A 24,797-nucleotide genomic window follows, 5' to 3' on the forward strand; every position below is an offset into this window, starting at 1 on the left:
GTTTGTATACAAGTTTACTTATTTGTCTACGTTTGTATACATTACGTATACTTGTGTACGGAATATGTAAACTTCCACAATATCCTAATTCCATTTTTATTTATAACTGTAATCAACCTTTAAAGTTTTCGTTTTACTCCGGGATACACATGGTAAAAAACAAGCTTGGGATTCTTTTTGCTTAGTTGATAAGAAAGAATCATTATGTTCCGCCTCCCCTTCCAAGATGGAAAGTTCACAAGTTCCACAATGGCCAACTTTACAGGAATGTGGAACAGGGTATCCTGCTTCTAATAAAACATCCAATGTAGATTTTTCGGCAGGAACAGTCAAAAAACTGCCATTTGTGAGCTCTAAAATGAATGAACGAGGTTTAAACATGGTAGGAGTTGAAAAATATTCGTAATGAATGCTTGCATTAGGATATCCAATAATTGCAGCAGCACGTGAAAAAGAGGAAGTAAACCCTGCTGGACCACATAAATATACATGGGTACCAATATACTGATCTAATAGAATGGTAGTGTTTATACGATTTTCTTGTTTTGTGAAATAAAATTGTGTGTGCTGTGGGTATTCTTTTTTTAAATAGGAATGGAAAGCACAGTCATCTATAGTTTTTGTAGAATAATGAAGTTCAAATGAAGCACCCTGTTCCTTACATTCACGCATCATAGATAGGAAGGGAGTAATACCAATCCCAGCTGCAATGAAAACATGATGTCGGGCCTGAAAACTAAGAGGAAAATAGTTTTTCGGAAAACTAATTTGTAAGATATCTCCTATTTGAGCTTTATTATGTAAATAAGATGAACCTCCAGAGGATTTTTCATGGAGTTTGACTGCAATTTGGTAATTACCTCTTCTATCCGGATCGCCGACTAATGAATATCTTCGTTCCAGCTCCCCTCCCCTACCGTTCAAAAATAAAATTATGTGAGAACCTGGGCTAAAGGCCGGTAATGCGCTTTTATTTGTTTGAACGAGAGTAAAACGCTTAATCGTTGCTGTCTCTTGTACAATTTCATTTATCTCTACCTGTAACCTATTATCTAGTTTCACCTCATCTTCCCTCCATTCCTATTTAACCTCTGCAACATACCCTAAGTAAGCATCTTTTATTGAAGAATAATGATCAGATAACTCCAGCTTCAAGCTGCACGCAGGACAATTCAAAATCCCCCTTTTAATACTCTCACCGCACACACTTGAAATGACATGGCATCTACAACAAAAAATTCTCTTTTCTTCCTTTCCTACAATAATGTATTGAGCTTCCTCAGGGGAATAGCCAAGCTTTGTAGCCATTGATAGGACTTTTCTTAGCTTTTTCCTTTCTGCTGCAACATAAAGAAAAGTCCCTATCTTCTGCATCTCAAGCTTTCTGTCCACCTCAGAAGAACACTCTAAAATCAGGTGTATTTCTTCAAAAGACATCTGCTCGTTTGTTAAGATTTGCTTAATTGGATTCAGGGTATTTAAACCTTCCTCATCTCCACAAAGAACGTAGTGCTTTTTTCCTGGTTGGAAGATCGGTCCGTTCTTTATATCGTTCACAGAACACCATCCTCTTTCTTTTCGATATACGCCAAAACTTTATCCTTGTATAATGAAATCCCTTTATACTCTGCAATATGAGACGGTAATTCCACTAAAATTTGATAGAATTGTCTCTTCCATTCAGGGATTTCAATTAGTTCTTCTAGAGGTAACAGGTGTGTATGTATGGTAAACAAGATGGCATTTGTACGTGGCAAACGAAAGAGCTTTTGAACCTCTACCCGCAAATGTACAAACTCTCCTGCATTATCCACGGTTACTTTCTTTCTGTCTTTTCCCCATACATCAAAGGTTTCTAAGGAAGTATCCATTCTATTCCCAGCCATAAGGGACCAATTTTTCCTTCCCCATGGATTTCCCGCTTCCAGCCTTAATAGAAATTGCAAAATTCGCTCGTCCAACCCCTCTTCCTTAAATCCCGGAATCGGAAAGTGAATATTTTTAAAGCTCATGCCATGGTTAAAGGCCAGTGACCAATTAGCAGGAAAACAGAGCTGGCCTGCATCCAGATAAAGATCACCATCTCGCTGCAACATCAAGATTAAATCTTCCTGCACATGCCTACCGATGAAGTCCAGAGGCTCGAATGGCAAAGTGGTTTCGTCCCACATCTTAAATTCACACTCTTCTTGAAGCAGGTGATTGATGAAAACGTGATTTTGTCCTTCTTTCTTAAAGGAAAAGCTTTTTGGGAAATAGGTTGAGAGATCTGTCATCACAAGCTCCAAAACTTCCCACTGTGCCTTGTTTGTATAAGGAAATGATTGAAAACTACGAGAATGATGTTCCGTTAATAAGGCTCTTTTTAGTTGTATTTCTTTTAGATAGCCCTCTGTAATGTCGATGCTACTTGGAGGTGTCAGAAGGGTCGAGTTATTCGTATAACGGTAGGTGTCCCCTTTAAAAGGATAGGGAAACCTCTTCATTTCTTCGGTCAGCTTCATATCTTTCACCTCTTTTTTCAGAATATTTCATACTTTTATTCTAAGGAAAAAGACCTGGTTCATCAAGACGAAGGGCCTGGCCCGTTATATTAACTGTGGCCAGGCCCTTTTTAGAGTGATTTTATAAAGTTGGATACTTCGATGTTAAATCGTTCCGTCTCTTCGAGGAATGGACAATGACAGCTTTCTTCAAACAGAACCAGTTCACTGTTAGCTATGGCTTCCTTCAAGTGTTCCCCCGCTGCAACTGGGATGAGCTTTTCTACTTTTCCAAAGCAGAGTAAAGTTGGTTTAGATAAAGAGGGGAAAGTTGAACGGTAATCCACCACCGATTGGTCAAATAGAATGGCGCTTGCCACACCTGTCATAGGTTTCATGGTTTCCTCAAGCATCCACTCCATCTCTTCAGGTGCAACGTCCTCTTTAAACATAAGTGGAATAAATCCTCTCAAGAAGTCCACCCTGTTATCTTGCACCTCTCTCATAAAGTGGGTCAATGTAGGCAAATCAAAGGCACCGATGGGAAAATCTGGCCACTTGAAATCGGAAGCAAGTTCATCCACTATAACCGTGCCTTTAACGTTCGCCTCACCAACTTGCTGAAGGTATTCCCAAATTACGAACGCCCCCATCGACCAGCCAACCAGCACAACATCCTTTAGGTCCAGCTTCGTGATGAATGCTTGTAAATCTTTTGCATACGTGGAAATGGTGTGGCCTTCCGTAACTAGTGCAGAGTCACCATGTCCCCTTAAATCAATGGTGATGGCACGATGTTCCTTGCTGAAAAATGGCAGCTGATCCTTGAAGAATTTTCTGCTCATCCAAACACCATGAATAAAGATGACTGGTGTCCCCTCTCCATGGTCGTCATAATAAAGCTCAACACTAGTTTCTAATTCGATTTTAGGCAAAAAAATCCCCCCTAATAAGTGATATACATAAGTATATTTTCATAGTGGGGGAATTATCTCCATTTGATATATGTCTGTTTTCTTATTCTTGCCAGAATAACTGATCTAACGTTTTGGATAATGCTTTGCATATTGAAAGGCAAAGGCTGAGGCTTGGGTTGTATTTGCCGAGTTCGATGAGACCGATTGTTTGCCTGGACACCCCTACAATCTTGGCCAGTTCGTCCTGAGACAAGTCCTTTTCCACTCTCGCCATTTTCATTTTTAAGTTTTTCATATTGATCACCGCTCTATTTCGTCTTCATCTAATTCTTTTTCAGCCGCCTTTTTGCTACGATTCATCGCAGCAAGGAACGTGCTTCCTGATAGCAATACTAAAAACGGTATATAAATCATTAGAGAAACAAAGAACACCATGAAAAAGTAGGAGTATGCCTGTGCAGTCGTGTCCGCATAATTGAAGGCGCTATTTAAGCCGAAGAAAATTGCTATAATGACACCGAAAGCTCCACCCCATATAAGAGTCTTCCACTTCATCGGCACCTTGCTTTTCCGGTCATGCATTTCTACCTCATCTGACAAGACCCCTAAGCTTGAACCCCTTGCCGTATAGTAAACACCTTGGAGGAAAAGTATTGCTAACTCTGTGTTGATGGAGCTAACACCAAAGCCGTACTGGTAAAACTTAAATCCTATGGAAATAAGACAAACTGCCATCACTAGATAATAGATTTCACGATAAATCTTGTTCTGAGCCATTACAATCCGCTCATCTTCCACCTTTGTTGATCCGCCGAAAAAACTCATTTCCCTGCACCCCTTTGTAAAATATGGATTATACTTATTATTATACATTTTATATTACTTTATGCAATATATACGTGTCATTTAGACAAATATATTTTATTGCTTATGTAATGAGGAGTTTGTTCCAGTTGCGTTTAGAGGACCTTTTCCACTCAAAAACTTATCGGGCGATTTTACGGGTGTTTCGGGCGATAATAAGATTTTACGGGCGAATTTTAAAGTTAACGGGCGATTCTGGACTGCAATCGGGCGATAATTTCAATTTACTGGCGATTTTCACGAGTAATCGGGCGAAACCTAATATCCGACAAATTTCGCAAACAAAAAAAAGCCGAGATAAGAGCATCTCGACTTCCTACTTTAAGCACCTACAGCTTACATCTTCACAATAATCTTCCCTCTTACATGCCTTCCTTGCAGCTTCTTCAGCCCTTCCACCAACTCTTCACGCGGAAGAACCTCTGATACAAGGGATTCTAGTCGACCATCTTTCACCATACCCATAAGCTCTTCTGCCATGAAAGCCAGGTTCCCTACTGCGCGATCTTCGTCACTAGCGTGTGCAGCTCCTAGCGCCACCTCATGGATCGATGGAGACAAGGAGAATGGTTTGACCCCGGAAAGGTCTGGACCGCCTGCAATGTACGCCAGATGGCCTGAGAACGCAAGACGATCTAAATCTTCTGTTGCCACATCACGGCCGACTGTGTTTAGAATCAAATCAGCTCCTCGTCCGTTTGTTTCTTCCATAATGCGGTCTGTCACATTTTCTTCTTTGTAATCAATAGCGACATCCGCTCCGAGATTCTTTACCCAATCGTGGTTGGATTTAGATGCAGTTGTAAATACTTTCAGCCCCTGCATTTTTGCCAATTGAATCGCAAAACCTCCAACCCCACCGGCACCTGCATGAATAAGAATATTCTTCTTATGGGTAGCATTCAATTTTTGAACGACTGCTTCATATGCAGTCATTCCGGCACACAAAATGGCTGCAGCATCTTCAAAAGAAACTTCATTAGGTATATGTCCTGCTGCGCGGGCATCCACGACCGCAAGTTCTGCAAACGCACCCTTTTTGCCAAGGTTTGTGTGAACGGCTACGCGGTCGCCAGCTACAAAACCTGACACACCTTCCCCAACTGAAACCACCTCACCTGCAAGGTCCACACCGACAATATGCGGATAGCTCCATGCCGGGTTACCATTTGTAGCCACTTTATAGTCAACAGGGTTCAGTGCCACTGCTTTCACTCTTACTAGCAGCTCGCCGTTTTCTTCTTTCGGGTCTGCAATCTCTCCCCATTCCATATAATCAAGACTGCCTGCTTCTTTTAACAACCATGCTTTCATAACGCTTCCCCTCCTAAATTAATAAGCACCTTCTGAGTAAGTAAGTTCGTATGAATGCGAATAAATTTCTACCAAGTTACCGAATGGGTCTTCACAGTAGACCATGCGATATGGCTTTTCTCCAGGGTAATATTCGCGGATTGGCATGCGCTGTTTGCCGCCATGCTCCACAATCTTCTCTACAAGCCCTTCTACATCTGGGTCTTGAACGCAGTAATGGAAAATGCCTGTCTTCCAGTATTCAAAGTTGTTTTCCGGCTTTTCATTTTCCGGAAATTCAAATAGTTCGATCCCAATTTTATCTCCCGTTGCAAGATGTGCGATGCGGAATTTGCCCCACCCTTTTCCGAAAACATCAGTACACATCACACCAATTGCGGAGTCATCCTCCACTACTTCAGCGGGTTCCATGATGACATACCAGCCCATCACTTCTGTATAAAACTTAACTGCCTGTTCCAAGTTTGGAACAGATAATCCTATATGTGAAAAAGTTCTTGGATATCTCATTGTTCTTCCTCCTAAAATAAAATAATTTGCTAATAATGTAATGGTAAAATATAATGCATTAATAAAAAAGTACGCACTTTTAGGTAACTGAGCAAAAGATGAAGGGATTGTTTATGTGGAACCTACCGAATTTCCTGTCAACCGTGCGCTGAATGTTATAGGTGGTAAATGGCGACCGCAAGTATATTGTGCCCTTGAAACCGGTCCTAAACGCTTCTCTGAGCTGGAAAGAGAAATTCCGGAAATTAACCGGAAAGTATTAACTGATCAGCTTCGAGAGCTTGAGCAATTAGGCATGGTCAAAAGAACCGAATTTCCAGGGAAAGTGTTGCATGTAGAATATGAACTAACAGAAGAAGCACTCACTCTCCAGCCTACCATGAAGTCGTTGTGTAAATGGGGAACTGGGGAATGTGAGGAAGAACAGTAAAAGCAGCCCAAATTAGACAATTCGGGCTGCTTTTTTCCTGTTTAGGACTAATTTAAATTTCTTCCCTCTCCCAATGACGATGCCCCGAAACTGCATCGACAAAGCCAGACACAAACTGGTCCACTTCATCAGTGAGCACCACACCAAGAGCTCCTGAAACCTCCAGTTTCTCCAGCCACTGCTTGCCGTCATGGGTAGCGCCAATCGGTTTAAAATGATCGTAAGCTTCCTCTACAAAATAGGTGGTCTCTCGGTCAAACTTCCTGTCGACCTCTTTGCCACCAACTACGTAAAGCGCATCAAACAAGACTGAATCACATGTAAGGAACGTATGGTCCACGTCTAGCTCGACGCCGCCACTACCCTTCACTTTTCCTAGCTTGGCACTAATTAGTTCCGGCTGCATGCCTTGCCCTTTCAGGGATTCAAGAATGGATGCTACTTCTTTACCTTGGAAGTCTTTTGAAATGATAACCCCCACTTTACGTGTGGCAGGTTTCTTCACTGTATTTTCCTGGCTGAGTGCAGGGGATGATTTTGTAACAGAAGAACCTGACCCGCTAGGCTTATCAGCACCAATAGCTTCCGCTACAGCTTCCGCAAGCTCCATGTTCACATTGGCAAACATGTTGATCACCTGTTGCCTTACGTCTTCACTTTTTACTTTTCCAAGCTCAAAGCTGAATGCCTGTTTGATATGGTCTTTTTCGGGCTTGCTCATGCTGTTCCAAAATAAAGTCGCTTGGGAAAAATGATCCTTGAAGCTTTCACTTCTCGTTCTCACTTTTCTACCTTCGACCTTTTCCTGATAATGGACATAGCCGCCTTCTGCTTCACTTGCCGGTCTTGGGGTATTGGAAGCTAAAGAGTTCTTATGATAGCTTACCGGTCCCTTATTAATCGTTTGACGGCCGTAGCCATCACGCTGATTGTTATGGAACGGGCATACCGGCCTGTTGATCGGAAGCTCGTGGAAATTAGGGCCGCCTAATCGAATAAGCTGGGTATCCGTGTAAGAAAATAAGCGCCCCTGCAATAATGGATCGTTGGAAAAATCAATGCCGGGTACGACATGCCCCGGGTGGAATGCCACCTGTTCCGTTTCGGCAAACACATTGTCAACATTGCGATTCAGTGTTAATTTTCCAATAATCTTTACAGGCACATCTTCTTCCGGCCAAAGTTTCGTTGGATCAAGAATATCAAAGTCGAACTTAAACTCATCCTCTTCTGCAAGAAGCTGGACACCAAATTCGTATTCCGGGTAGTCGCCATTTTCAATTGACTCCCAAAGATCGCGACGATGAAAATCTGGATCTTTTCCGTTGATTTTTTGGGCTTCGTCCCATACAAGGGAATGCGTGCCAAGCACCGGCTTCCAGTGGAATTTAACAAAGTGGGCTTTTCCTTCTTCATTTACAAAACGGAATGTATGAACGCCAAAGCCCTCCATCATGCGCAAGCTACGAGGAATCGCGCGGTCTGACATCGCCCACATGACCATATGTGCAGACTCCTGGTTATTTGCGATAAAATCCCAAAAAGTATCATGCGCAGAAGCAGCTTGCGGCATTTCATTATGCGGTTCAGGTTTTAGTGCATGTACAAGGTCTGGGAACTTTATCGCATCCTGTATGAAAAACACCGGAATATTGTTACCAACAAGATCGTAGTTCCCCTCTTCTGTGTAAAATTTCGTTGCAAAACCGCGTGCATCACGAACAGTTTCTGCAGAACCCCTAGACCCAGCAACCGTTGAAAATCGCACAAATACTGGCGTTTTGACGGAAGTGTCCTGCAAGAATTTCGCTTTTGTATATTTTTCCATGGATTCATATAGTTCAAACTCGCCATGGGCCGCAAATCCCCTTGCATGGACAATCCTTTCCGGGATGCGCTCATGGTCAAAATGTGTCATCTTTTCTCTGAAATGGAAGTCCTCCATCAAGGTAGGTCCGCGTTCGCCCGCTTTTAAGGAGAATTCATCCTCTGAAACCTTGACTCCTTGGTTGGTTGTCAAGGTCTTCCCTTCATCCTCTACACGGTACTGATCTAATTGGTCATGTTTGCTTTGCTCGTTCACTTTTTTACTCAATTCGCCGCTCCACTCCTTAAATTAGATTATGTAAAAAAAAGGACATGCCTTTTTTACGTACCCTGTTAAAAAGAGGAACAAACCACTAATCAGTCAAGCTATTTCACAGCACCGGCTGTCAGTCCATCCATAAATTGCTTAGATGCGACAAAGAATAAGATGATCATTGGAAGGGAGGATAAGGTCAATCCAGCAAAAAGTGTCCCCCAGTCCGCGGAATATTCCCCAAACAGGGAAAGCATGCCGACTGGAAGCGTTTTTTTCATTTCATCGGTAATGAAAATTAAAGGGAAGAAGAAATCATTCCAAGAGGAGATGAAATTGATGATCATCACAGTCCCTAAAGCAGGCCTGATTAAAGGAATCAAGACACTCCAAAGGATTCTAAGATCACTCGCCCCATCCATTCTGGCTGCTTCCTCCAGCTCTACCGGCATCGTCCGGAAGAATCCGGTCAATATGAGAATGGATAATGGAATCCCTCCTGCTGTATACATAAAAATAAGAGACCAAAGCGAATTCAACAATCCAAGGTCTTTCATTAAAATAAATAATGGCACAATCCCAAGTTTGATAGGAATCATCATCCCCATCAGGAAAAAGAAGAATAAGATATTATTCCACCAAAACGTATATCTAGCAATATAGAATGCTGCCAAAGATGTGGTAACCAATATGAGAAGCACAGAAACGACACTGACAAACACACTATTGAAAAAGTATGTACCAAATGGCACTTCCTCTAACAACCTCCTATACGTATCCAAGCTGAAGCTCTTTGGAAAAGAAAGAGGGTTCATAAAAATCTCGGCACTCGGCTTAAAGGATGACAATACCATTAATACAATGGGATACAAGCTGATTGTGGCGAATGCAAAGGCAATGATATAGTAAATTGGTCTCGTCCATAATGTCTGTTTCACCTTTCCCCACCTACATTTCCACTTGTTTTTTCTGCATGTATTTAAGTAATAGAGCTGTACATGTTGCGATAAACAAAAATAGTACGACAGCCAGTGCTGAACCAAGTCCGACTGCTGTTGAGTCTCCAGCAGCTGAACCGCCAAATGCTAAACGATAAAAGAATACTGCCAATAAGTCTGTGGAGTAATAAGGCTCTCCTTGTGACCCTTGCATAGCATAGACAAGTTCAAATGCCTCAAAGGATTGAATAAATGTTAAAACGGTCATAATCATGATCGAAGGTACCATCAACGGCAGAATGATTTTGGTAATCACATTCGCTCCGTTTGCCCCGTCCAATTTGGCAGCTTCCACGAGCTCTTTAGGGATGGATTGTAGTCCTGCCAGAAATATCAACATCGCAAATCCGATACCAAACCAGCAGTTCACCAAAATGATGGCCATAAGTGCCGTTTTAGGGTCCCCAAGCCATGCTTTCTGTAGCGATTCCATGCCAAACTCCCCTAAGATAACGTTAAGGGCACCAAAGTTTGGATTTAATATGAGCTTCCAAAGGAAACCTACTACGATAACAGACAATAAGCGAGGTAGGAAATAAGCAATCTTTAAGAATTCCGACCCTTTGATCCTTTTGTAAATGATAAATGCCAATACGAAAGCTATTCCGTTTTGAACAACCATCTGCACGGCAAAATAAACTACGTTATTTTTGGCTGCATTCCAGAACATGTTACTGAATGGTTGCAGGGTGAAGAGGTCGATGAAGTTTGCCAGCCCTACAAATGCCCCTCTTGTGATGCCATTCCAGTCGTAAAAGCTGTATGATAAGGCCGCTACTAGTGGATATACGATGAAGATGCTGAAGATAAGCAGGGCGGGAATAGGGAAAAGATGGATCGCCCATCTTTTCCAGTTTCTCGTTTTCTTTTGTTTCACAATGGGTGTATTGGTTTCGATTTGCATATTCTCCCGCCACCTTACTTGTTATTGTGCTGTTTTGCTTGAACACCGCTGTTGATTTCCGCAAATGGCTTCGCTTTCCGCGGGGCGACCTTGAGCCTCCTCACTTCTTTGCGGGGTCTCAACATTGCCGCTACTCCCCCGCAGGAGTCTACGCCTTTTGCTCCAATCAACAGCTTTAAAACTATCACTACTTATTGAAACGGCTCAAACCAAGCCTCTGTGTTTTCTTGCAATGTTTTCACGACCCCGTCTACGTCTTGTTCACCGATATACATTCCTTGAAGTTCGGTTTCAATGGTTACTTTAGAAGATGGGTTCCCACCTGCAAAGTAAACAAGCATCATGTATGGTGTAGAATATTCGCTTACTGCTTTGCTAAGTTCGTTCACTAATTCATTGTCGGATTGAACGCCTGGGATAGCGCTGATCATTTTAAAGTTTGTTGTGAAAAGTTCACCAAACTCTTCTGTTGTTAAGAATTCGAGGAATTTTTTTGCTTCTTCCTTGTGCTCGGAGTTTGCGTTAATTCCGAATGAACCATCCACCCATGTTGTAAGGGTAGGCTCTCCACCAACTGCTGATGGCATTGGGAAGAAACCAAGTTCTAAGTCTGGATTCATTTCACGCAACACTTCGATTTCCCAGCTGCCTAGAGGAAACATAGCTGCTTGACCTGTGAAGAAAAGTGTACGGATATCTTCCATGCCAAGTCCTTCTGAGTTGTTAGGGAAATATTCTTTAAGATCCTCCATTACTTGAATGGATTTTACAAACTCAGGGCTTGTAAAATCCGTTTCCCCTTTCGAGATTTTTTCTACAAATTCGTTACCACCCAAGTGTGCAGGGCCAAAAATTCCGTGTGCAAGGGATAACAACCAGCCTTCTTTTGTTCCGAACGCAAGTGGTGTAACACCTTCAGATTTTAACTTTTCATTAATGGCAATAAACTCATCCCACGTTTTTGGCTCTTCAAGCCCATGTTCTTTAAAAATAGCTTTATTGTAAAATACTTGTGTTGTACTTAAGTTCAAAGGAACACCATATTGTTTGCCATCTTCTCCTCTTGATGCCTGTAATGTTTCATCAGGAAAAGTATCTAATCCGTTTAAGCCATCAATTGGTTCTACATAGCCTGCTTTTGCCAATTCAAGACCTGGTGCATATGGACGCAGATGAATGATGTCTGGACCTTCTCCTGCTTGCAGGGAAGTGTTTAGGATTGTGTTGTACTCCGTATTTTTGGACGGTTTGAATTCCACTTCGATGTCTGGGTGTTTTTCGTTGAATGCCTCAATTACTTTTTGGTAGTTTGCTGAATCCTCTGTTCTCCAACTTCCGATAGTCAGTGTAACGCTGTCTTCGTCATTGTTGTCGCTGTTTGATCCTCCAGATTCGTTGGAGCAAGCTGTAGAAACGATTAGCATTAGCGCCATCAAACTCAATAACCAAATTCTCCCTATACCTTTCACCGAAAATCCCCCTTGTTATAAAAAGAATATTTATGAATTCTCCCCTTGGATGGAGGAGTAAATCATCGAGTGCAATGTTTTCCTGATGGTTCGTATGTTGGTAGACCTGCCGTAATGAACGGCATTGGTAAGAAATGCAACAATTAGTTCATTCTGTGGGTCGACCCACACACTGGTGCCGGTAAACCCTGTATGGCCGAATGAACCTTTTGGCCAATTTTGTCCGCATGACAACGGGTCCCCTTCCCGGTTCCATACTTCAAATCCAAGTCCTCGGTTGGATTGCTTATGGAGGGTTGCCAGTCGCATCAGGTCTGGTGGGATGACATCCTGTTCCTCTGGATATAAAAAGTGCTCAGCGAACTTGGCAATATCTTTGGCAGTGGAAAATAACCCGGCACTGCCGCTCACCCCTCCCAGGTGTAAAGCTTTTTCATCATGAACTTCTCCTTGTATGTAGCGAGTTCCAAATTTTTCCGTCGAAGCAGAAAACGCTTTCATATTTGAGGTGGGGTTATAGCCAGTATTTTGTAATCCCCAGGGTGTAAAAATATGTTCCTTCGTAAAGGTATCCAGTGGCTGACCAGTAATTTTTTCAATGATTTTCCCTAATAGAATCATCCCCAAATCACTATAAGCAACGGATATCCCCGGATCCTGCCGAAGCTCCGTCTGATAAATTCCCTCCATCACATCCCTTTGCCCATCCCTTGCCACATACGGAAGATCTGGCGGCAATCCGGAGCGGTGAGTGAGCAGGTCCTCCACCTTCACTTTTTTATGTCTGAAATCAGGCAAATAATGCTGCACTTGCTTTTCAAGGTGCAAATCTCCTTTGCTCACCAACAAAAGACTTGCAGGAAGAGTCGCCACCACTTTGGTCAAGGAGGCAACATCAAATAAAGTATTTTCCTTTACTGGATAGTTCTTCTCATCCGCCCCTATAAAGCTACCAACGGCTTTGCAACACTGTATTTGCTTTTTCTTGGTTACATAAAGGACCGCTCCCGGCAGCTCCTTGTTTTCTATTAAGCTATTAATATAATTTTCATACATGACGCTTGGACGCCTCCACTGCTTTACGCGTTTTATCCAATGCTTTGATATTCCGTTCTTGATCTAGTTTCATTACACCGAAAAACAATATATCGATGACATTCAACTGTGCAATCCTGGAGCTCGTTGCACCACTTCTTACATTCCGCTCTAAGCTTGTGGTGTTCAATTTCACATCTGCAATTGCAGATGTAGGATTCTCTCCTGACCTAGTCAGTGTAATGACTGAAGCCCCGTTTTCTTTTGCTACTTTGAGCGATTCAATGATATCCTTCGTATGACCGCTATAGGAAATGCCAAATGCAACATCTGTTTCCGATAAATTGGCAGCAATGGTTACCTGGGTGTCTTTATCATAAGCAGCTTCACACCATCGGTTTATCCTGGTTAGCTTCTGTTTAAAGTCCATGGCAATAAGGCCGGATGCTCCAATCCCATATACTGCAACAATTCTTGCTTTTGAAATTAGCTCAATGGCTTTCTCTAACTCCGCTTCATCCAACACTCCCACCGTGTTATGGATTGCCTGAATATTGTTTTGAGAAACAGAGTGAATCATCGAAGACACCGAGTCATCTATTGGAATATCCTCATAACCTTCTAGATTCTTTTCCGCTTTCGCCTTTGCCAAGTCATAGGCAATTTTTAATTTTAGTTCCTTAAACCCCTTGCATCTAAGCGATCGGGATAGTCGGATGATGGTCGCTTCGCTGACCTGAGTATTTTCTGCAAGCTTTTGAATGGATATGTTTATTACGTCTGCAGGTTTTTCCAAAATGAATTCTGCTACTTTTCGCTCTGATGGCTTGAAAGTATGTAAACTTTCCTGGATAAAAATTAATTCTTTATTCATATTGGTTCCCTCTATTTTCAGATATTTCTTACTTTTCATTTTATTAAATAAAGTTTCATAAATCAATTACTATTTTGTAGTTTTGTTTCACAGGACTTTGGGTCTATGAATGCTTATTGCAAGTGAAAGGTCGGCAACACAAAATAAAAAAGCACTACACCGGAAATGAATCCGCCATAGTGCTTATTTAACCTTACATTCCATTTATGACACCATGCACCATACCTAGCAATGCAAAAATGATGAGATGGTCTCCTACAGCAATATAGAATGCTTTTTTTGTTACTAGACCAAACAATGTATTTTTTAAATAGACTAGAGTAATGATTATTCCTATTAATGAACCTACTATCAGACCGCTCAGAATGCCTTCTGCTCCTGCTGCCTGCACGAAAGATGCTACTATAGAAGAGCTGACAAATGCAATCATTATAGAGACAACATATTTAAGCGGGCCTTCCGTCTGTTTAAATGGCGTGTCTTTCTTTTTTCCGAGCATGATCGTGTAATAGATTCCTCCATAAACTGCATACAGAATAGCACCTATTAGTATTGCAACAACATTCAATTCAGACCAATCCATCATTTTATCTATTCTCCTCTTTTTGGCTTTTACTTTTATTTCGGCTCAATGGCTAATGCAATAGCCTTCACGCTAACGTCTACTCCTAAGCTACCTTTTTTAGGTTTTATGGTTATAAGCTCCATTGGGTTATCCAAGTATTTATATCCGCTTTTAGGAAGCCAAAAACTGTATAGCTCCGAGTAGCACTCTATTAGCTTATTCCTTTCAACATAATCCACAGGCTCATCAAACTCATAGACTACATGCTTTCCCCCTTTGAACTGATAGGTCTCTAGAGTATCGCCCATCAACCCTTCCACAGCTAGGTGACAATCATATCGGCTCATTTGTGCCGGAGTTATAAATGGATTACTTTTAGGCACCCCAAATATGAACGTGTTGTCCGTAATAATATCTCGAGCCTTTGCCCAATGGTACACAGTCTCCCAAACATCCGGTATCCCTTGTGTGTATGGACCGACATTTTGCTTCTTCACAGTTGTGCACACTGGAAATTCCATGACCTTCACTTTTTCAAGATCGAGCCACTGGTATTTATTATATCCGTTGTTGTTTTGCTGTTCTTGCTCCATATTGCGATGCTGTTTAGATTTCTTGCTATTATCAGCATATTCTCGTGGAAATCTCTCTAGATAGGCACCTTCTCTCCAATTAGTGGGACTGCTTTGGAAATATGTATGAAAGGAAGTGGTGAAGTAAGAAAGAGAAGTAAAGCCACACATGAACGCAATTTGCGTAATGGGTATGCTATGTTCATATATTAATAGATGAGCAGCTTTTTCCATTCTAAGGCGTTTCACATAATTAGCTGGAGTTTCACCTACCTGGGCTTTAAAAATGCGTTGAAAATGAAAGGGAGAGTAAGTAGAAATGGAGGCTAGCTTTTCAAGGCTAAGTGGGCTCTCTAGGTTATTTTCTATATATTCCTCGACTTTATTTATCAGTTTTTCTTGTTCGGAAGTATGCATTGTTTTTCTCCTCATTTGGATGTTCTTTCTTTTATTATAACTAATAAATAAAAGAACCGGATGTATATCCGATTCCTTCTCCAATCTTTTTATATGGACATATCTCCTACAGCGAAAGAGCATCTTAATACTTCAGAGAGTTTATGTAAGGTAGATACCTGCACATCCAAGGTCCCAGCTTCTATTGCAGCAATGGTGTCTGCCGGCAGTCCTGTTAGCATGGCAAGTTGATCAATTTCTATTTCTTGTCTTGTTCTTGCATTCTTTAGTTGATTTCCGATATGTTTCACCATAATCCCCCTCCTGTTAACACGATTGAAAACGCTTACAACATATTATATAAAAATATTTAGAATTTTTCAATATTAAAATAACAGGACACCGATGAACTTGCATCGAAAGCATCCTGTTATCCAATCTAGTCTTAATATCCAGTCCCTTTTCCGCCTGTAACAATCGCAATTCCGGAGCTAGCACCGATTCTTGTAGCACCTGCCTGCACAAGCTTTCTTGCCGTATCCAGGTCACGTACACATGCAGACGCCTTAACACCAATGTCAGGGCCGACTGCTTCGCGCATAAGCTTAATGTCCTCTGCTGTTGCACAGCCTGGTCCGAAGCCTGTAGAAGTTTTGACGAAATCCGCTCCGGCCATTTTTGCTAGAATGCATGCTTTTTTCTTTTCTTCTGTTTCCAAAAGACCTGTTTCGATGATGACTTTAACTGGTGCATGACCTTTAGCAGCAAGCACGACCGCTTCGATGTCTTTTTTGACGGTTTCAAAGTCGCCGGATTTAAGGGCACCGATGTTCATGACCATGTCAATCTCCGTTGCTCCACTTGCAATCGCATCACGTGTTTCAGAAACTTTTACAAAACTGTTGGTAGCACCAAGCGGGAAGCCGACTACCGTTGTAATACCCACATTGGAACCCTTCAGTTCTTGAGCAGCCGTGGACACCCAGAAAGGATTCACACATACTGTTGCAAAGTTATATTCTTTCGCCTCTTCACAAAGCTTGACGACCTGCTCTTTTGTGCTTTCCGGCTTTAGTAGCGTATGGTCGATCATTCTTGCAATAGAAGGTCCTGTGATCAGGTTGGATGAGGCATTTGTAAAAGAATTCCCGTTTGTTGAAGTAGTATTGGAAGCTGCAGGTTTTCCTTCTGCAAGCTGTTGTTTATTTGTCAGTTGTTCCATGATTTGATTCGTAATTTGTTCCACCAATGCTTCCATTTGCATTGTGTTCACCTCGCATTAATTTAATCGGTCGACAATTCCGGCAATGACGGCATCAAAAGAACCTTTTGGATCTCCTAATATATCTCTTGCCGCTCCACCCTCTTCTAGTATGAGCACATAGTCGCCGGCTCCTGCGTGAAAGCGGTCGAAGGCTATCATGGCATCGCCGCACTCCTTGCCGCTCGCGTCCACTGGAATAACGACCATGAGCTTTTTGTTTTGATGACTTGGTGTTTTAATCGTCGAAACGACATTTCCAACGACTTTTGCTAGTTTCATAGAGTGGTAGGAAGGATTTTTTCGATATCGGAATGTGGTCTTGGGATCACATGCACGGATAGGAATTCGCCAACACGTTGCGCTGCATCTGCCCCTGCTTCTGTTGCCGCTTTTACAGCTCCTACATCACCGCGTACCATGACAGTGATTAATCCGCCGCCCACTTGAACTTTTCCTACTAACGATACGTTTGCTGCCTTCATCATAGCGTCTGCTGCTTCGATTGCCCCTACTAAACCTTTTGTTTCAATCATCCCTAATGCGTTGCTCATTTATATTTCCTCCATTCGTTTTACGTTGTAATAGTCAATGATTCCAAGTATTCCCGCGTCTGATGCGACAAGGTCTTTGTTCAATGGCAGAGAGGATTCCCTGCTTTTTGCAAGATAAACAAGGTCCCCTTCTCCTGATTGACCGATTGTGTCAATAGCAACAAGTGGTTTTCCTTTATCCTGCAACTGATCATCTACTGGTTGGACGATTAATAGCTTCAACCCCTTCAAGCTCTCGTCTTTATGGGTACAGATCATGTTTCCAATCACTTTTGCTACGAACATAGACTTAAACCTGCTTTCAGCGTTTAATAAAACGACTTTCGATTTCCATTACTTTGGTGACACGACGGTCATGGCGGCCGCCAGCGAAATCAGTTTCCAGCCATTTTTTCACCAATTGCTTGGCAAGGCCTTCCCCGATGAATTGGCCACCGATGGATAAAACGTTCGCGTTATTGTGCTCGCGGCTGTTAATGACAGAGGACAAGTCCCAACATACAGCTCCTCGGACACCCGGTATCTTATTCAATACCATTCCGCTCCCAACGCCTACTCCATCAATCATGATGCCAACGTAATCTGGATTAGTCGCGACGCATTCCCCAACAAGGAATGCAATATCCGGGTAATCCACTGATTCTTTCGCTTTGCAGCCAAAATCAAGGTATTCGTATCCTAGCTCCGTCAAGTAGCCTTTCAAAGCCTCTTTTAGCTCGTATCCACCATGGTCGCTACCGATTGCAACTTTTTTCATTTTCTACGCTCCTTTGGCAAATACAGCGATTATTTTCTGAAAAGAATCCACCTGCAAACTCGCACCGCCGACAAGTACTCCATCGATGTCCGTCATAGAAGCGAATTCTTGTGCATTGTTTTCATTTACAGATCCGCCATATAAAATGCTGACCTTCTCTGCGTTCTGTACGTCCAAGTATTCAAGCACAGAGCGGATATATCCGTGAATACGCTGAGCTTCCGCCGCTGTTGCTGATTCCCCGGTTCCGATTGCCCAAACCGGCTCGTATGCGAATACGACCTGCGACACATCCATTCCATCCATGGCGCCGAGTATTTGCTTGGTCAGCACCTTTTCTGTTTGGTCCTGTTGCTTTTGTTCCAATGTTTCCCCAATGCAGATGACAGGGGTCAGGCCCCTTTTTAAGGCTTGTTTTGCTTTTTGATTCACGGTTGCATCATCTTCTTGTGCATATTGCCTTCTTTCAGAGTGTCCGATGATGCAGTGGGAGCAACCGATCTCCTTTAACAGGCTTGCTGCCGTTTCCCCTGTGTAGGCGCCTTTATCTTCTTGGTGAACATTTTGGGCACCAATTTGTATCTCTTTCTTTTGTCCTTGTACGTAAAGCTTGGCGGGATACAGGAGTGGGGCTGGCGGACAAACCACCACTTCAACTCCGTTTCCTTCTTTAAGCTGTTGTAAAAATTCCAGTGTTTCCTGGATGTTCTTGTTCATTTTCCAATTGGCGATGACGTATTGTTTCCTGCCGGTACCTGGTGGCAAGTTGTTCAAGGAACTCGCGGATTGCTCTATTGCCTCTTGTACAAGTTGTTTGATATAGGCTTTTATGGATTGATCCATCCTACTCTACCTTATTTCGCTGCCGGTAGAATTCCGTTTACTTCGGAGTTTGGACGTGGGATGACGTGTACAGATACTAAGTTTCCAACTCTTCCTGCTGCATCCGCGCCAGCTTCTGTTGCCGCTTTTACAGCTCCTACATCACCGCGTACCATTACTGCTACAAGTCCGCCACCTACGAATTCTTTTCCTACAAGTGTTACGTTCGCTGCTTTAACCATTGCGTCTGCCGCTTCAATTGCCCCGATTAGACCTTTTGTTTCAATCATTCCTAATGCTTCTTGACTCATTTGAATTCCTCCTAATGGTTGTTTAATAGTTTTGGATTTTGTTTGCTTTTTTGCTTTTTTAGGTGGTTCTACAGGCTGTCCCTCTTGAGGTAGTTCATTCAGTTCTGCCATTTTTCATCCCCCTCCTAAATAATTCTGAAGCCGTCTACCAGCACACAACGTCTTTGGCGGGTGAAGGTTTTGGCTGAAGTCAGCCCTTCTCCCGTCGGACCTGCGATGGTAAGGGTGGTAAACCCTTCGCTCTGATAGCCAAGACCTGCAACAGACGGACCGTTTTTCACAAAAATGGTCGCTTGGATTTCTTTTGCCATCTTTGTCAGGTTGGTGACATTCTGAGAATGCATGATGGCAGTGTGGCGGTTGCCTTTTTCAGCTTTGACTGCCAGGCTGATTGCTTTATCCACATCTGACACTCTAACTATTGGCAGGATTGGCATCAGCATTTCTGTGTGCACCAGTGGGTGATCTTCCTTTGTTTCAGCAATGATGAGTTTGGCGTTTGCATCAGCTCTGATGCCTGCCGCTTCGAGCAGGACCGATGCGTCCTTTCCGATAAAATCGCGGTTCGGATAGTATTTCTCGCCTTTTTTAACTAAAATCTTCCCCAGAAGCTTTTCCAGCTGGTAACCTTTCAACTCGACGGCTCCATTTTTGGCCATCTCGCTTTTTAAGCTGTTTGCTACTTTTTCGACCACGAACACTTCTTTTTCCGCGGTACAAAGTACATTGTTATCAAAGCTTGCGCCGGTTACGATGTCTTTGGCAGCCTTGGAGATAATGGCTGTTTCATCCACGACCACCGGTGGGTTTCCAGGGCCAGCGGCGATTACTTTTTTTCCGGCACTCATTGCCGCCTGTACCACGATGCCGCCGCCAGTGACGACTAAAGCTCTTACTTTCGGGTGCTTCATCACTTCGTTAGAAGTTTCTATGTTTGGACTGGCAACGGAAGTGAGGGTGTTGGCTGGTCCTCCTGCAGCTACAATCGCCTCGTTCAATAGCTGCATCGTTTTAATAGATACTTGTTTAGCACTTGGGTGTGGGTTAAAAACAACCGCATTTCCTGCCGCAACTAGAGAAATAGAGTTATTGATGATAGTTGCTGCCGGGTTCGTGGATGGGGTGATGGCTCCATACACGCCAACCGGTGAGTATTCCACAAGGGTCAGACCCCCGTCCCCGGAATAGGTGGTGGCAACAATGTCCTCCACTCCAGGTGTTTTATCAGCAGCCAAGAGGTTCTTCGCCACCTTGTCTTCCACCCGACCAAGTCCTGTTTCTTTTACTGCGAGTTCTGCCAGTGATTTTGCTTGCTCACGGCTTACTTCCCGCATTTTTTCTATCATGTTCTTTCTTGTTTCAAGTGAAGTTGCCCTCAGCTTGTCCCATGCCTCTGTTGCAGCATCTGCTGCTTCGTCAACGGTTGCAAACACACCATTTCCTAGCGGTATCTCGCTGTTTCCCTGTTCTAAAGCAGATGTGGGGTGCTTACTTTCATTTCCAAGCTGGGCAAGGACTTGCGCAACCATTTCCTTTATATCGCTTTCCTTAATTTGCACAATCAATTACCTCCTTTTGAAAAGGTGAGGGTGCCGTTTAGCTCGATTTGGTCAACGATTCCCACGATGGCGGCGTCGACCGGTACCCCGTTCGTAATTTCTGTCTGTCTCGCAGAACTTCCGCTAACGATTAATACCACTTCACCCACGCCAGAGCCAACGGTGTCGATGGCAACAATGGGCTTGCCGTCTTCTTCGATGTTTTTCATGTCTAGCGGGGTGACGATTAGCAGCTTTTTCCCTTTGAGTTTTTCCGCTTTGGTGGTGGCGACGATGGATCCTGTCACTTTTGCAATAATCATGAGTTCGTTGCCTCCTTTCTAGGAGCATGATGTTTTTGGTTTGGTTAATGTTAACCGTTCCTTTTCGCTGCAGGCACTCGCTTTCCGCGGGGCGACCTTGAGCCTCCTCACTTCGTTGCGGGGTCTCAACATTGTCGCTACTCCCCCGCAGGACAAGGAAGGCTTCGGCAGCGAAACATCGCACGAAGAAAATGCGTAGCATTTTCGAGGAGTCGAGTGCCTTCCGCTCCAATCCACTAGGCTCTTCATACCTATGTTTCTTTTTGTATCTCAATCTTCATTTCTCTGGCCATGTCTTTGGCGACGGGGGTGATTTTGCTTTCTTTTGGAACGGTGATGGTTTTTACGTTTTCTCTTGCTGCATGTTCAATGTGTTTTGCCATGATAAGTGGTTGTTTATCTTTATACTGTTGATGCTGTTCTTTGGCTGTCCGTAAAAGTTGCTTTAACGGGACCCACTTCACTTGGTCTTTTTGGGTGGTGCGCAAGTAACTTTGCAATTTTTCCTGAACAGAATGTGGTGCAAGGATCTGTTGGTATACCCCAAGCTCGACTTCGTTGTGGGCAATGACGATTGGCTTGCCTAACAACTGAAATTGGATCGCTGTGTAAGACGTTCGATCATCATCCACCATCAATGCAAGCTTTGATACTAATTGAAAAGAGGCAACCGGCAAGATAAGCAGGTCTGTGAAATTCCAAAGCTTCTCTAATTGTCGGTAGTCTGCTTGGTCCAAAGACAAAACATCCTGCTCCCCTTTAAGCAGTTCCTCCCACTCCTTTGAAGCTACTAATTGCACTTGGAAGGACTGCTTGATTTCCGTAACCGCTTTCAAAATAAGTTCTGGATTACTGGAGAAATAATTTAAAAGAACGGTGATGGTCGGTTTTTCCTGACTGTTTCCCTGCTCGGACATGTAAGTTTCGACCGCCTGCCTGACAAGCTCCTTAACCTTTTCCTTTACATCCACAGCCACAACCTCCCTCCGTATCTGGAGAACACTTTATGGCAGTGATTTCGCCATGCTGGCCATTCTTTATGTTGGCCGCATTCGCCTCATCGAGATCGATATGCATTTCCAGCCTGTATGTTGGAGAGATTCGAATAAGAACATTGGTGTAAGTGACGCCTCTGGGACCATCGACTTTTATATCCACCATGTCTCCGTCTTTCACGCGAAAATTTTCTCCGTCATCTGGATGCATGTGGATATGACGGGAGGCACAAATCAATCCTTCGTCCAACTTCAGTTGACCTCTTGGACCCATGAGAATGATAGATTCTGACCCCTCTAACTCTCCAGACTGACGAATCGGCGGCGTAACGCCTAATGTAAACCCGTCAAAAAGAGAGATTTCCACTTGCGTTTTGCCTCGTGCCGGGCCCAAAACCCGTACATTAGGGATCCTCCCTTTTGGACCGATTAGTGTGACCGTTTCTTTTGCGGCAAACTGGTCAGGCTGAGAAAGGTCCTTTAGCTTTTTCAGCTCATAGCCCCGCCCGAACAGCCGCTCCACATGCTCGGGAGACAAGTGGACATGCCTGTTGGATACAGCAATCGGGACCTGTTTTTTGGCTGTTTGCATCGTGTTTTGAACCACCTCTTGCACCAGTGCCTTTATGGTTGCTCGATCCATAATTTTAACCCTCCCCCATTTCCAACAAAGCTTTTGCCGTATATTGATCGGTGATGAGGACATTGGCATACTTACCGTTCAGTGCCCCCATGATTCCTTCTACCTTTTTGTTTCCGCCTGCAACGAGAATGCTATATTCCTTTTCTGCAAGGTGTGTAAGCTCAACGCCTATTGTTCGTTCATTTAATGATTGATTGCTTATGTGTCCGTTTATATCGATGAACCGTGAGCAAATATCTGCGACTGTTTCGTTTTTCTTTAACGTCTCCACATCGCTGTCTAAAAAGTAACCTGCTCTCATCAAAGTGGATTGTTCTCCAGCTTCCCCTACTGTATAGACAGCGATATTGGCCTTTTTACCAAGCTCTAGAACCTTGTTAATATGGCGGTCAGCCACAATTGCCTGCTTTACGACTGGATGATCGACAACTGCCGGGACAGGGAGGAAATGTGGTGTAGTATGGAAAGCCGTTGCCAGTCCATTAATAATGTCAGCGGCATGCGTATTTAACTCCGAATAACTGACGCCACCATTCAATTGCACGATTTTCACATCATGCACACTTTTAGGATTGAGCTGCTGAGACAATTGATAGAGTGTCGTACCCCAAGTAATACCGATCGTATCGCCCGTTTTAACGATGCCATATAAATACTCGGCTGCTGCCTCCCCAACTTTTTGCTTAATATGACTATCTTCATACGCAGGGACGGAGGCAACCACACAATCTTTCAACCTAAATCTTTCTATTAGTTGAGAAGCCAGCCCATTCACATCTTCTGTTGGATCACAAATCTTGATATGTACAACTCCGTCCTGTTTGGCTTGATCTAAAAGCCGCGATACAGTAGGGCGTGAGACGCCAAGCGTTTTGGCAATCTCCTGTTGGCTATAATTAAAGAGGTAATACATTTTAGCCACTTCTACTAAACGGGCTATCTTTTCATTTTGCATACTCGTTTCACCCGATTTTCAAATTATGTTCATTGAAGTTATACAAAATTGCTTAGAATCATGAAGAATCTTGTAGAATGATAGAGTTATTCTAGGAAATCCGGCACTGTAGTGAACACTTGTAAACTCACCTTTGAACATATGTTAATTTAATTATAAACCTAGTAAAAATTCTGTCAATATATTTTATTTTAAATAGTCAGATATGTAAGCGTTTAATATTTTAAGTAACAAAAAACACGCCCTCTATAAAAAGAGAGCGTGTCTTGAAAATTTTATCGTTTTCCAGAATCAAATGGTTCTCCTACCGCTTTTGGAGCTTGAGAGGATTTAGAGAACACGATTAACGCAATTAACGTTACAACGTATGGGAATACCTTCAAGAATACTGGCGGAATGACAGCTAAAGAAGGAATTACCTGTGAAACGTTCGCAACCGTAGTAGCAAAACCAAAGAACAGAGTTGCCGCCAGAATTCCAAGCGGTTTCCACTGCCCGAAGATTAAGGAAGCAAGTGCCAAGAAACCAAGTCCAGCTACTGTTCCGTTAAATTCTCCTCCAGTTGTTACGATGAAGACCGCACCACCCAGACCTGAGAACGCTCCGGAGATCATAACGCCGATATAACGCATTTTACTTACGCTGATTCCTGCTGCTTCTGCTGCATGTGGATGCTCACCACATGAACGAAGGCGCAGTCCGAAAGGTGTTTTATAGAGCATGAATGCACTTACTAGCAAAATAGCTAGAACAAGCCATGTTGTTGCATACGTTCTAGTGAATAGCAAACTACCTATCACTGGAATATCCGATAAGAAAGGAACATTAAAAGGTTTTAATGTGCTGATTTGGATGTTTCCGCTACCTGTAATATTACGTGCCAAGAACACCGTGATAGCTGCAGCAATCATATTGATGGCTGTACCACTGATGATCTGGTTGGCATGAAGGTTAATACTTGCAAACGCATGAAGAAGGGAGAACAATAATCCCATCAAAGTAGCAAGTGCCAGACCGATCCAGATTGCTTTTTGTTGGCCAGGCATCATTTCCTGCATGTTCAAAATGACAAGCGCTCCAGTAAATGCCCCAATGACCATTAATCCTTCTAAACCAATGTTAACAACTCCACTTCGCTCACTGAATAAAGCTCCTAGCGCTGTGATCAAAAGAGGGATAGTGAAGATGATTGCGTACGGTGCTATTTGTTGAATCACTGTCCACATA

General features: G+C 43.1%; 31 protein-coding genes. 1 reads left to right on the plus strand and 30 read right to left on the minus strand.

Going from position 1 to position 24,797, the window contains the following annotated elements; all coding sequences use genetic code 11:
* Positions 1 to 96: 96 nt before the first annotated feature.
* The 8 genes from B4U37_RS20985 to B4U37_RS21020 all read right to left on the minus strand — a co-directional run bounded on the left by B4U37_RS20985 (position 97) and on the right by B4U37_RS21020 (position 6,088).
* Positions 97 to 1,062: a PDR/VanB family oxidoreductase gene (locus B4U37_RS20985; RefSeq protein ID WP_088019899.1), complete on the minus strand. Its 966-nt coding sequence runs from the start codon at positions 1,060 to 1,062 to the stop codon at positions 97 to 99.
* Positions 1,063 to 1,080: 18 nt separating this feature from the next.
* Positions 1,081 to 1,557, minus strand: coding sequence for a dimethylamine monooxygenase subunit DmmA family protein (locus B4U37_RS20990; RefSeq protein WP_088019900.1), 477 nt, complete (start codon positions 1,555 to 1,557; stop codon positions 1,081 to 1,083).
* Entirely contained in the window at positions 1,554 to 2,504 is a 951-nt protein-coding gene (locus B4U37_RS20995) for a heme-dependent oxidative N-demethylase family protein (RefSeq protein ID WP_088019902.1), read from the minus strand. The genes B4U37_RS20990 and B4U37_RS20995 overlap by 4 nt, the downstream gene beginning before the upstream one ends.
* Before the next feature lie 110 nt (positions 2,505 to 2,614).
* Entirely contained in the window at positions 2,615 to 3,418 is an 804-nt protein-coding gene (locus B4U37_RS21000; RefSeq protein ID WP_088019904.1) for an alpha/beta fold hydrolase, read from the minus strand.
* Positions 3,419 to 3,500: 82 nt separating this feature from the next.
* Complete coding sequence (locus B4U37_RS21005; protein ID WP_010197665.1) at positions 3,501 to 3,695, minus strand: helix-turn-helix transcriptional regulator; 195 nt, start codon at positions 3,693 to 3,695, stop codon at positions 3,501 to 3,503.
* Between the two features lie 5 nt (positions 3,696 to 3,700).
* Positions 3,701 to 4,225: a DUF6773 family protein gene (locus B4U37_RS21010; RefSeq protein WP_088019906.1), complete on the minus strand. Its 525-nt coding sequence runs from the start codon at positions 4,223 to 4,225 to the stop codon at positions 3,701 to 3,703.
* 375 nt (positions 4,226 to 4,600) lie between these two features.
* Entirely contained in the window at positions 4,601 to 5,578 is a 978-nt protein-coding gene (locus B4U37_RS21015) for a zinc-binding dehydrogenase (RefSeq protein WP_088019908.1), read from the minus strand.
* A gap of 18 nt (positions 5,579 to 5,596) precedes the next feature.
* Positions 5,597 to 6,088: a lactoylglutathione lyase family protein gene (locus tag B4U37_RS21020; protein ID WP_063559163.1), complete on the minus strand. Its 492-nt coding sequence runs from the start codon at positions 6,086 to 6,088 to the stop codon at positions 5,597 to 5,599.
* Positions 6,089 to 6,203: 115 nt separating this feature from the next.
* Here B4U37_RS21020 and B4U37_RS21025 point away from each other — a divergent pair, with 115 nt between their 5' ends.
* Complete coding sequence (locus B4U37_RS21025) at positions 6,204 to 6,518, plus strand: winged helix-turn-helix transcriptional regulator (RefSeq protein WP_088019910.1); 315 nt, start codon at positions 6,204 to 6,206, stop codon at positions 6,516 to 6,518.
* Between the two features lie 52 nt (positions 6,519 to 6,570).
* On the opposite strand, the gene B4U37_RS21030 is transcribed toward B4U37_RS21025, so the two are convergent.
* The 22 genes from B4U37_RS21030 to B4U37_RS21135 form a co-directional block, all read right to left on the minus strand.
* The gene (locus B4U37_RS21030; RefSeq protein WP_088019911.1) at positions 6,571 to 8,613 is read right to left on the minus strand and encodes a catalase; all 2,043 of its coding nucleotides are present in this window, start codon (positions 8,611 to 8,613) and stop codon (positions 6,571 to 6,573) included.
* A gap of 98 nt (positions 8,614 to 8,711) precedes the next feature.
* Positions 8,712 to 9,536 carry a carbohydrate ABC transporter permease gene (locus tag B4U37_RS21035; protein WP_088019912.1) on the minus strand — a complete coding sequence of 275 codons (825 nt, stop codon included), beginning with the start codon at positions 9,534 to 9,536 and terminating at the stop codon, positions 8,712 to 8,714.
* A 10-nt stretch (positions 9,537 to 9,546) separates the two neighbouring features.
* Complete coding sequence (locus B4U37_RS21040; RefSeq protein WP_088019914.1) at positions 9,547 to 10,500, minus strand: carbohydrate ABC transporter permease; 954 nt, start codon at positions 10,498 to 10,500, stop codon at positions 9,547 to 9,549.
* Between the two features lie 191 nt (positions 10,501 to 10,691).
* Complete coding sequence (locus B4U37_RS21045; RefSeq protein WP_088019915.1) at positions 10,692 to 11,969, minus strand: ABC transporter substrate-binding protein; 1,278 nt, start codon at positions 11,967 to 11,969, stop codon at positions 10,692 to 10,694.
* A gap of 30 nt (positions 11,970 to 11,999) precedes the next feature.
* A complete protein-coding gene (locus tag B4U37_RS21050; RefSeq protein WP_088019917.1) occupies positions 12,000 to 13,025 on the minus strand; it encodes a serine hydrolase domain-containing protein in 1,026 nt (341 codons plus the stop codon).
* Positions 13,018 to 13,878 (minus strand): MurR/RpiR family transcriptional regulator, encoded by an 861-nt coding sequence (locus B4U37_RS21055; RefSeq protein ID WP_010197683.1) that lies wholly within the window; start codon positions 13,876 to 13,878, stop codon positions 13,018 to 13,020. The genes B4U37_RS21050 and B4U37_RS21055 overlap by 8 nt, the downstream gene beginning before the upstream one ends.
* 193 nt (positions 13,879 to 14,071) lie before the next feature.
* Positions 14,072 to 14,464 carry a DUF1761 domain-containing protein gene (locus B4U37_RS21060; RefSeq protein ID WP_088019918.1) on the minus strand — a complete coding sequence of 131 codons (393 nt, stop codon included), beginning with the start codon at positions 14,462 to 14,464 and terminating at the stop codon, positions 14,072 to 14,074.
* A 32-nt stretch (positions 14,465 to 14,496) separates the two neighbouring features.
* Entirely contained in the window at positions 14,497 to 15,432 is a 936-nt protein-coding gene (locus B4U37_RS21065) for an AraC family transcriptional regulator (RefSeq protein WP_088019920.1), read from the minus strand.
* Positions 15,433 to 15,521: 89 nt separating this feature from the next.
* Positions 15,522 to 15,725 (minus strand): helix-turn-helix domain-containing protein, encoded by a 204-nt coding sequence (locus B4U37_RS21070; protein WP_010197686.1) that lies wholly within the window; start codon positions 15,723 to 15,725, stop codon positions 15,522 to 15,524.
* Between the two features lie 131 nt (positions 15,726 to 15,856).
* Entirely contained in the window at positions 15,857 to 16,504 is a 648-nt protein-coding gene (gene deoC / locus B4U37_RS21075; protein WP_088020389.1) for a deoxyribose-phosphate aldolase, read from the minus strand.
* Between the two features lie 186 nt (positions 16,505 to 16,690).
* Positions 16,691 to 16,954 carry a EutN/CcmL family microcompartment protein gene (locus B4U37_RS21080; RefSeq protein ID WP_029326561.1) on the minus strand — a complete coding sequence of 88 codons (264 nt, stop codon included), beginning with the start codon at positions 16,952 to 16,954 and terminating at the stop codon, positions 16,691 to 16,693.
* Positions 16,951 to 17,226 carry an ethanolamine utilization microcompartment protein EutM gene (eutM, locus tag B4U37_RS21085; RefSeq protein WP_088019922.1) on the minus strand — a complete coding sequence of 92 codons (276 nt, stop codon included), beginning with the start codon at positions 17,224 to 17,226 and terminating at the stop codon, positions 16,951 to 16,953. The genes B4U37_RS21080 and eutM overlap by 4 nt, the downstream gene beginning before the upstream one ends.
* On the minus strand, positions 17,227 to 17,511 hold the full coding sequence (locus B4U37_RS21090) for a EutN/CcmL family microcompartment protein (RefSeq protein ID WP_088019924.1): 285 nt from the start codon (positions 17,509 to 17,511) through the stop codon (positions 17,227 to 17,229).
* A gap of 16 nt (positions 17,512 to 17,527) precedes the next feature.
* Positions 17,528 to 17,983 carry an RpiB/LacA/LacB family sugar-phosphate isomerase gene (locus B4U37_RS21095; protein ID WP_010197694.1) on the minus strand — a complete coding sequence of 152 codons (456 nt, stop codon included), beginning with the start codon at positions 17,981 to 17,983 and terminating at the stop codon, positions 17,528 to 17,530.
* A 3-nt stretch (positions 17,984 to 17,986) separates the two neighbouring features.
* Positions 17,987 to 18,826 carry a triose-phosphate isomerase gene (tpiA, locus tag B4U37_RS21100; protein WP_088019926.1) on the minus strand — a complete coding sequence of 280 codons (840 nt, stop codon included), beginning with the start codon at positions 18,824 to 18,826 and terminating at the stop codon, positions 17,987 to 17,989.
* Positions 18,827 to 18,837: 11 nt separating this feature from the next.
* Positions 18,838 to 19,116 (minus strand): BMC domain-containing protein, encoded by a 279-nt coding sequence (locus B4U37_RS21105; RefSeq protein ID WP_029326563.1) that lies wholly within the window; start codon positions 19,114 to 19,116, stop codon positions 18,838 to 18,840.
* Between the two features lie 125 nt (positions 19,117 to 19,241).
* Positions 19,242 to 20,675: an aldehyde dehydrogenase family protein gene (locus B4U37_RS21110; RefSeq protein WP_088019928.1), complete on the minus strand. Its 1,434-nt coding sequence runs from the start codon at positions 20,673 to 20,675 to the stop codon at positions 19,242 to 19,244.
* Positions 20,676 to 20,677: 2 nt separating this feature from the next.
* On the minus strand, positions 20,678 to 20,977 hold the full coding sequence (locus B4U37_RS21115) for a EutN/CcmL family microcompartment protein (protein WP_088019930.1): 300 nt from the start codon (positions 20,975 to 20,977) through the stop codon (positions 20,678 to 20,680).
* Between the two features lie 251 nt (positions 20,978 to 21,228).
* A complete protein-coding gene (locus tag B4U37_RS21120; RefSeq protein WP_088019932.1) occupies positions 21,229 to 21,948 on the minus strand; it encodes a hypothetical protein in 720 nt (239 codons plus the stop codon).
* On the minus strand, positions 21,926 to 22,615 hold the full coding sequence (locus B4U37_RS21125) for a phosphate propanoyltransferase (RefSeq protein ID WP_198317059.1): 690 nt from the start codon (positions 22,613 to 22,615) through the stop codon (positions 21,926 to 21,928). Before B4U37_RS21125 ends, B4U37_RS21120 begins: the two co-directional genes overlap by 23 nt.
* A 4-nt stretch (positions 22,616 to 22,619) precedes the next feature.
* On the minus strand, positions 22,620 to 23,570 hold the full coding sequence (locus tag B4U37_RS21130; RefSeq protein ID WP_088019934.1) for a DNA-binding transcriptional repressor DeoR: 951 nt from the start codon (positions 23,568 to 23,570) through the stop codon (positions 22,620 to 22,622).
* 275 nt (positions 23,571 to 23,845) lie between these two features.
* Positions 23,846 to 24,796 (minus strand): ABC transporter permease, encoded by a 951-nt coding sequence (locus B4U37_RS21135; RefSeq protein ID WP_010197704.1) that lies wholly within the window; start codon positions 24,794 to 24,796, stop codon positions 23,846 to 23,848.
* Between the last annotated feature and the right edge of the window lies 1 nt (position 24,797).

This window comes from Sutcliffiella horikoshii, assembly GCF_002157855.1.
Classification (GTDB): Bacteria; Bacillota; Bacilli; order Bacillales; family Bacillaceae_I; genus Sutcliffiella_A; species Sutcliffiella_A horikoshii_C.